The sequence below is a fragment of the Moorena sp. SIO2C4 genome (assembly GCF_010672485.1).
Taxonomy (GTDB): Bacteria; Cyanobacteriota; Cyanobacteriia; order Cyanobacteriales; family Coleofasciculaceae; genus Moorena; species Moorena producens.
Genome location: NZ_JAAHGN010000213.1, coordinates 1 through 8,651, shown reverse-complemented (window position 1 = coordinate 8,651; position 8,651 = coordinate 1). Strand labels below are relative to the sequence as shown.

The following is an 8,651-nucleotide window of genomic DNA, read 5'->3' as shown; positions in this document are numbered from 1 at the left end:
CCGCACTTTTTTAAAGCTAAGCGTGAACGCGCATTCCCTGGGAGTCGGGGTCATAAAAATGTCTTTAACTATACCCAATTATCGAAAACTACTTCTTCGCTCTCCCCACACTAGCCACACTAACCCCTCTCCCCACACTCTCTTCCCTGTTCCCTATTCCCTTTTCCCTTTTCATACATGCCAGCATTTTGTCTTATTATTTATGACTGATTTCCAAAAATCCAATGATAAAATGGACTAAAGAAGCTATTCACAAAAAGTTCCAGTTCGCAAGCTGCTACTAAATCTGTCTTGAGGTGTTGGCGATATCTAATCAGGTGAAGGATAGTCTTGCCCAAATCATTGATTAGGTAAACTAGAATCATGAAAGGCTTTTGCCAATGTTGAAAGCGCAACATGCGAGTGGGATACCGACTTAAGCCCACACCTCGAAATAATTTCAATAAATAGTCTTTTTCCAAACGCCATTTGGGAATTTGATGCTCAATACACATTTGAGGGTTATGCCAAATTTCCCAACCGGCTTTTTGAATATAGGATAAGGTTTCTATATCTTCTCCTTTAGCAGATAGGGATGTCGCACACACCCCCTTGAGCCAAGGCTGTTCAGGAACATTATTTAACCAGGCTTGCTTACGAATCACTAACCCCGCACCCACAGGAAATACCCCTTGACGAGGCTGATAACAAAATGGCTCTTGACCTCGTTCTATGATAGCGATAAAACAAGCAATTCGGTTAAAGTTTTCCGGTGGTTTAACTTCATAGTCTCCATAAATTTGACTACCATAAGCACCAGCTTGGGGATGGGAATTACCAAAATTATAGGCAGCACTAACCCAATCAGGAGTAGGGAGATTATCATCATCTAAAAACCCGACATACTCACCTTTAGACTCCTGGATAGCACGGCGTCGAGCAAATGCTATCCCCTGTTTTGGTTCAAAGTAATATCGGATCGGATAAGCTTCTGGATGGGATTGATACTCCTGAACAATTTTGCTGGTATTATCAGTGCTGTTATTGTCAATAATTATAATTTCCCAAGCAAAATGGTCAGTTTTAATTTGAGACAGTAATCGTTTTAGAACCTTAGGTAGACGAGTTTCGCCGTTATAGGTACAGATAGCAACTGTGAAATCAATCATGGGTAGTCAACCATTAGAGTCCCTTTTGAATTAAGAATGTAGAATTAAGAATTAAGAATTAAGAATTCTGCATTCTGCATTCTACATTCTGCATTCTGACAGACAACCTACCCTACACCGAATCGCCTTGGGCGAACAACCTTCAACTGCTCTGCCTTAAGCAACCAATATAAAAGTCGTAGCAGCATTATCGATCAGGGTTTCAGCCTGCACCTGATTCAGGATTGCTAAGGTTTCATCACCGAAGCTAATCACAGCGTTGTTACTTTCTTGAGTAACCGATAACTGACCAAAGGTTAACCCATCTGCTAAACCGATGAAGTCTTCACTGACTTGGAAATCCCCAATCGTATCAGTTCCTTCACCAGCGGCCAAGATGAAGGTATCACTACCATCACCACCAGAGCCATTATCACCAAATAGGGTATCATTGCCAAGACCGCCTCGCAGTAGGTCATCCCCAGCATCACCCCAGATTTGGTCATCACCTTTCTGACCAAACAGGGAATCATTACCGGCTTTTCCACCAATGCGATCGCTTCCAGCACCCCCGTAAATTACATCATCCCCTCCAAGGGTATTGTCAGAGGAACGGCTGTTGAAGTCACCTCGTAATACATCATCTCCATTCCCCCCAAAGATAGTATCATTACCTAAAGCACCAGCAACTGTATCATTGCCAGCTCGGGCAATGATTGTCTCATCAGCTTCGGTGCCAACTAGTTCATCATCTAATGGGGTTCCCGGACCGGGGTTGACTGAAAAGATAGTAATGGTTTCACTGTCTTCTTGAGCCACTATCAGCAGGGGTTCACCATTGGGGCTGTCTTCCACAGGAATAAATGTTAGCCCCTCAGGCTCACGGTCTACTGGCTCATCTGGATTGCCACCATTATCATTGGGCAGATATTGGACAAATTCAGGAGCCGTGGGATTAGTGACATCGTAGACAATCACCCCGCCTATTCGTTCGAGGCCGATAAACGTGTAAGTGCGATCATTAATGACCCCGGTGACAATTCCTTCCGGTTCTGGTCCTTGATTGTCACTGCGATCGTCAAAGGTATCAGGAGTGCCGCTAGAATTAAATAGTTCAGGAACTTGCTGAGCTGTAATTCGTTCAAAATCATCACCACTATCAAACACTAGGTTGCCAAACTGATCCCAAATTGAGAAAGAGCGCCCACCGTAGGAGAATAGCTGGTCAAAATCACCATCATTATCCAAATCCCCATCAATGGTAGATATTCTCAAACGACCCAGTTGAGACTCTTGTTGCAAGGTTTCAGCATCGGGAAACGCATCTGGGTCGAGGGTCAAGTTTGCAATCCGTTCCTCTTCATCCCTGATATCCCCTTCATTGGCAGTGACGTAGTAGGTTTGACCGTTTGCCTCAAAAGATGCGATCGCATCTGGTTGGTATAGACCGAAAACCGGCCAATTTTGGATGTTGATGGCATCATCCTCATTACTAGCATCCAGGGCATTGTTCTCACCCAGGTCGATCAGACCTAAGACCACAGGAGTTGGATTGGGGTTCAGAGGAACCGAGCCATCCACCGGAATCTTCTGTTCGAGTACTCCAAAGTCATTGTCATTGAGTACAGCCAGTTTGCCATCATCCAGTAGCGCTAGACCTTCTGGTTTATCACCAGCGAGATACCCAATCGAAGGCAGGTTTGTCACTTTTATCTTATTGACCGCCTGAATCCCAAGAGCATCTAGGTCATCCGCACTCAACTGCTCTAGAGTAGAGTCAGTGGGTAGTGTGGGGGCATCCGGAGCAAGCAAATTAGTGGCTTTTGTCAGGTCTATTTGGAAGATAAACTTCTTTGCTTTATCACCAACTGCGGAATCTCGCTCAATGACAAATAATTTTCCATCCTCAGCGTATACCGCATCACCAATCTTATCTACTCGTCCTCCACTACGTAAAGCAGGGTCTTCGAGCAAGTAAACATACTCAGCAACGGCATTACCTGTGGTAGTATCAATTCCGAGAATCCGAATCACATCCGAGCTATTAGACGTAGCACGGTCTGGATTCTGTAAAGGAGTTTGAATAAAGGCGTAGAGGATATTATCGTCTGGATCCAGAGCTACGGCCTCAAAGCCACGGTTACGGCGGCGATTGGCGTACTCCTCAGGTAAGGACTCAGTGCCAAAGCTTCCCACTGCTGCACCAGCCAAGGCAGCTGTTCCTTGGGGAACAAAGCGGTCAATCAGGACACCATCGGTATCAAAGTGGTAGATAGCTGGACGGTACTCATCCACCATCCAGAAGGTGCCATCCGCAGCGATTACTACCCCTTCCAGGTCAGCACCAAACTCATCTAAGGGCAGCAAATTGCCAGATAAGTCTACTGGTTCTTCATCCACCCCTGCAATATTGGGTAGTCCTGTGATTGGTGTGGTGCTATCTTGACGGGTCAAGAAAATGGTTTCGGTAATGGTGATCTCGCCAGAGCTGGGATTTAACTCAAAGCGGATCATGCGAGCTTGGTAATCCGGTAAGGCAAAGGGTCGTTCTTTACTCCCATCCCCATCCACATCAGTGGGTTCACCATTGGGTCCCCGGTCAGGAACCGTTACAAACTTCAAGTTGCCAGTTGCTGCATCCGTCCCTTCGTAGAATAAGCCAGACAGTCCGCCCAGTTTAATCTCCTGACCCCCTTCGGTAGTACCAAGTACAGGCAAGTCATTGAACTCAAATAGCTCTAGGGTGGGCTGACCTTGGCTGTGGTCTTTCACACCCAGAGGCAGGATATCCACCACTGTAGCGGACTCCAGGTCTAGCACCGCAAAGGCATTGTTTTCCTGGAGGTTGACAAAGGCTGTAGTACCATCGCTTGAGACAGCAATGAATTCTGGTTCCACATCCTCAGCAACAGTCTTGTCTGGGAAAATACGTACACCTTTTGCCCGGAATTCCGCTTCACGACCATTGAAGGCGCTGAAGTCTGCTGTAGCGACATTGTCTTGGGTTAGAGTTGCTAACCCACTCGACACATCAATGATACTGATCGATCCTTCAGGATCAATGCCATCATCCGCTACTCCTTCATTAGCAACCAGTATTTTGGTGCCATCAGGGGTAAACATGAGCATATCGGGCAGAGGCCCCGCTTGCACTACCTTCAGGGCATTGGGGTCAGCCGGATTGTTCCGAAACGCAGCAATATCTACAATTGCTACCTTCCCCGGATCAGTAGAGGTGCTAGCTTCTAAGGCTAGCGCCAGTAAACCATTGCTATAGGCTACGCTATTTGCTCCGTCAATGTCAGGTATCAAAGAAGCAATATCAATTGGTGGTATTGCCTGAGTTGGATTGCTCGGATCACTGAGGTCTAGCACTTGCACCTCAGTTCCACCAGAAACTACAAATAACTCTTGACCTATTGGATCGTAGGCGGTAATTTCAGCGCCAATCTCACTAGAAAAGCTACCAATTTTATCTAATATATCTGCCACAAATTTATCCTAGGTAGTAGACTGCGAGTACCTATATCAGCTATTAGCTATCAACTTATTGAAAGTTTTATAGCAATAATTATGTACTCATTACCCTGTTCCAAAGGAACCGCTTCGCGAATATTAAAATGCCTAATATTTTCTTGATTATCAAGAATTAAAATAATTTATTAGGACTTAATTATTAGGGTTTTGTTGATCCATTAAATAGGTAGGTTAGTAGCGTTAGCGCTAAGGTTTTATAGTGTTGACTGTCCTTCAGGTTAATTGTTGAGAATCAACAGTTAAACCTCAGCCTATTACGTTAATTTCCTACCTACTTAGTTAGGGGTTGCGTCTGAACTCTACAGCTAGTGTTAATAATTAACCTTTAACCTGGAGATAGTGTGGCGATGGCTGAATAACGCAAACACTGATAGCATCAATATAACATCAATATAACATCAATATAATAGCAAGCTATCTGTGCTTTATTGAACGTTATTGAATAAGCTATTTGCTCAATCTGATCTGCATTCGCGAACGGAACATCCCATTGAGTCTGAACTAATTCAAAAAGAACAGCCAATGGAATTACCCACTCATACTAGGCTTATGACTAGCATGATGCTACCATGATGATAGCTATCACCTTGACTCCCTTCGGGTATGAGGATTTAACTTGATAATCCAGCCACATCAAGACGGACTTTATTTATCTAGTTACCCATAACCTTGGTCTGGAGTTCAACGGAGTCTACCTAAGCTGATCTTCGATTAATTATCAAGTAGATTTTACCCTTTCCCTGATTTCATTGCAATCACTAGTTCAGCAACACCGACTTAAGGTTTTATTGAATTTTACTGTCTTGGATTTGATACTCTTCGATTAGCAAACTAAATCCAAATCATTGTAAGCATTCAGCCGTCAGCCGTGAGCTTTTAGCTCACGCTATTTGAGGTGCCGTCAGCTTTGTGGCACAGGCTTCTAACCTGTGACTTTCGTTACTATTAAACTAATGCTTACCTGTTTTATTCAAAAGCTGTTCGGTGTAGCGTTCCCATAGCCCATCAGCACATCAAGTAGCGTGCCCATAGCCCATAGCCCATCAGCTGATAGCTGATACGCGACACGCTGATAGCTTACAAATCATTTGTCTTTGATCTAAGCAACTGGGCTATAGATGCCCGCTGGCTAAGCAGCGTCTTCAGAGATGACCAAAGGAATCTGGGTAGCTTTAACCTACCAGTAGATGCTATCGGTCAGACTAATTAAGCCATAGGTTACTTGACTTAATATATTTTTGGATTTACGTAAAACTATACTATAAAAGAGTGTACTATAGTCAACTTTACATAATCTTACATAATTTGGTCTTTTTCTTACGTCACCTTTACTTAAAATTTACATGAGAAGCTACAGGTTTGGGTTTGGATCCAAATTCGGGTGGGTGTAGGGTCTTACCCTCTTGTGCGAAGATCTTCACACTCACTTTTACGCTTCCTAAGCCTGAGATATTACTCCTTCAATTAAACCCTCTAAAATTTAGGATTATAAAGTCATAGCAAAGGTATAGCAGAAGTCAGAAGTCAGAAGTCAGAAGTCAGAAGTAAAACTATTGCGCTTACTTAGCTTTGAGACTTTTGTCATGTCCTAACTGCCCTGGCGACTGCTATAACAGGGAGCAGGGAGTAGGGAGTAGGCAATATGGAGCAAAAATTATCATATCAAAATTACGACATTAATTGGTACATTATCGATTTATTATATTTTTTATAATTAAATTAATGTTATTAAAATCAAAATTAATAAATATAAAACCACAAAAAAATTAACTTCAACTTATTAAGTTAATCAGTTTTATAGCATTTATAAAATAGTTTAATTACACAATTTTTTGATTTTCGGGAACAGGGAACATGGGGAAAAGTGTGGGAAGTATGGGAAGTATGGGAAGTGTGGGAAGATGCGGAAATGGAACACATTTTTATAGTTTTTCCGATACTTACGAGGTACATTTAATTTTCTTACCCCCACTCCCGACTCCCGACTCCCGACTCCCTATTCCCCTACTTCCTAATTTGAGAATTGCTATAAAATAACGAAATCCCTTTCAGCAAGGGTTGTTACTCCTAACACTACTGCTAGGGTTCCATCTCCAACATTGATAAGAGAATTATTACTATCGGAGGTGATAGAAACTTCACCAAAGCTCAAACCATTGCCTAAACCAATGAAGTCAGTGCCCAGCTCGAAGTCTGTAATGGTGTCAGTACCTTCCCCAATCTCTAGGACAAAGGTATCACTGCCACTACCATTAGAGAAGTTATCTCCAGTCAGAGTATCATGACCGAGACCACCACTCAATAGGTCATCCCCAGCATCACCCCAGAGTTGATAATATCCGAAGCCACCATAGAGGGAGTCATTACCAGATTTCCCGCCAATGCGATCGCTTCCTGAACCACCATAGATAATATCATCCCCACCAGCCTTACCATCTGGGGACCTGCTATTGTTATCTCCGCGCAGGATATCATCACCATTGCCACCAAATAAAATATCATTACCTAGTGCCCCAGCAATGGTATCATTTCCACCAAAGCCATTGATCAGATCAGCATCAATAGTCCCAATCAACTGGTCAGCCCCTTGAGTACCGTTAATCTCAGAGGTGGCTTCTACTATTGCTGTCGGAGATTGAATATGATCGAGGTCTAGCCCAAATGCTAGGAATTGGGTAATCTGGCTGTCATTGAAATTGTTATCGCTAGCAACAATTAGGGATTGTCTGCCATCCGGTAAGGTTGGACCAAATGCGATCGCTTCACTATTGTCGAGACGAATACCTAAGTCATCGAAATCCAACAGTAACCGTTTCTCAGCTACTTGCTCAACCTCTAAGAGTCCACTATCTGGGTCAGTGGGGTTGCTCAATAGGTTATCAACATCACTGATATCTGTAGCGTCTTGGAGCCGGACTTCATATAGCCTGAGATTATTTCCGACACCAACTGCAAAGGATCGCTCTAGGGCTAGTAAGGTTCCGGTATTATCTAGCGCTAGTAATTCTACTAAACCATTGTCAGCAAAACTGCCAGGAGGGTCAGGCTGATTGGGAATGGTGTCAGTGATGTAGAGGAATTCTTTAGCAGGTTCCCCAGTTTGTAAATCATACTGTAAAATCCGAACAGGGCTTTCATCTTCTAGTGTCGAAGCCGGACCATCCTGAATCAGAGCATTCTCTACTGCAGTATAAAGGAAGCGCTCATCTGGGCTAATGGTCAGGCTTTCAAAGGCACGATTGTTACGAATGCCCCTGGTTCCATCTGAGGTAGGTAAGAACTTATCTGGTACCGTCAGCTGATTGAACTCTTGTCCTGCTAGAGAGAATTCATTGACGAAGGGATTAAGAAGATTGTTAGCATCCCCTTCAGAGGATATAAACAAGGTTCCAGCACTAGTCAAGGCAATCCCTTCTGGATCAACACCCCGTTCTGGGAAAGGCTCACCGCTAGCATTCCGTAGAGTGGTGACACCTGTAAACCCTACATCACCGTTGTCTAGACTACCATCACTTAAATCAATATCAATAGTATAGAAACGAGCGGGAGCATTTTGGCTGCGGTCATCAGACAGACCATAGTAGACACCATTAGCAGGATCGTAGGCTAAACCAGAGATACCGCCAACTTCTGTATTCTCAAACTGGAATCCAGTATTAAAGCTAACCTCTCCGAGGAAGTTAATACCAGTGACAACTTTGGAGTTACTATCTACCACTGTAGGCTCTACCTCAACATCAACATATACTAGACGGTGGTCAGAACTAGGAAAGGGGAAATCACCCACTAGCTCAAAGGCAGGGTCATCACTTTTCGGCCAGAAAACCGTTGCGTCAGTGATAGTCAGATTTTGAGAAGGCAACACATAATCCACCCGTAGGTTGCCAGGACCACCAAAGTTTTCCTCACCAAAGTCAGCGGTGTCAAAGGCTGGATTACCTCCATGAGTCAGGTTATTCAATCCCTGGCGGTTGCTAGCATCCACCA

4 protein-coding genes are annotated in these 8,651 nt (G+C 43.8%); 1 reads left to right on the top strand and 3 read right to left on the bottom strand.

Going from position 1 to position 8,651, the window contains the following annotated elements:
- Positions 1-200: 200 nt before the first annotated feature.
- Both hpsE and F6K20_RS13615 read right to left on the bottom strand, forming a co-directional pair.
- Positions 201-1,148: a hormogonium polysaccharide biosynthesis glycosyltransferase HpsE gene (hpsE, locus tag F6K20_RS13620; protein ID WP_008178484.1), complete on the bottom strand. Its 948-nt coding sequence runs from the start codon at positions 1,146-1,148 to the stop codon at positions 201-203.
- Between the two features lie 156 nt (positions 1,149-1,304).
- Entirely contained in the window at positions 1,305-4,619 is a 3,315-nt protein-coding gene (locus F6K20_RS13615; RefSeq protein WP_287294997.1) for a choice-of-anchor I family protein, read from the bottom strand.
- Positions 4,620-6,518: 1,899 nt separating this feature from the next.
- Between F6K20_RS13615 and F6K20_RS13610 the strand changes: the two genes are divergently transcribed.
- On the top strand, positions 6,519-6,701 hold the full coding sequence (locus F6K20_RS13610) for a hypothetical protein (RefSeq protein ID WP_131826968.1): 183 nt from the start codon (positions 6,519-6,521) through the stop codon (positions 6,699-6,701).
- On the opposite strand, the gene F6K20_RS13605 is transcribed toward F6K20_RS13610, so the two are convergent.
- Positions 6,691-8,651 (bottom strand): esterase-like activity of phytase family protein (locus F6K20_RS13605; RefSeq protein WP_287294996.1); only part of this gene is annotated, 1,961 nt, incomplete at its 5' end. The genes F6K20_RS13610 and F6K20_RS13605 overlap by 11 nt on opposite strands.

What these genes read in the sequence shown, in the direction of transcription:
- hpsE (WP_008178484.1), bottom strand. Translation starts at nt 1,148, where the DNA reads ATGATTGATTTCACAGTTGCTATCTGTACCTATAACGGCGAAACTCGT.
- F6K20_RS13610 (WP_131826968.1), top strand. Translation starts at nt 6,519, where the DNA reads ATGGGGAAAAGTGTGGGAAGTATGGGAAGTATGGGAAGTGTGGGAAGA.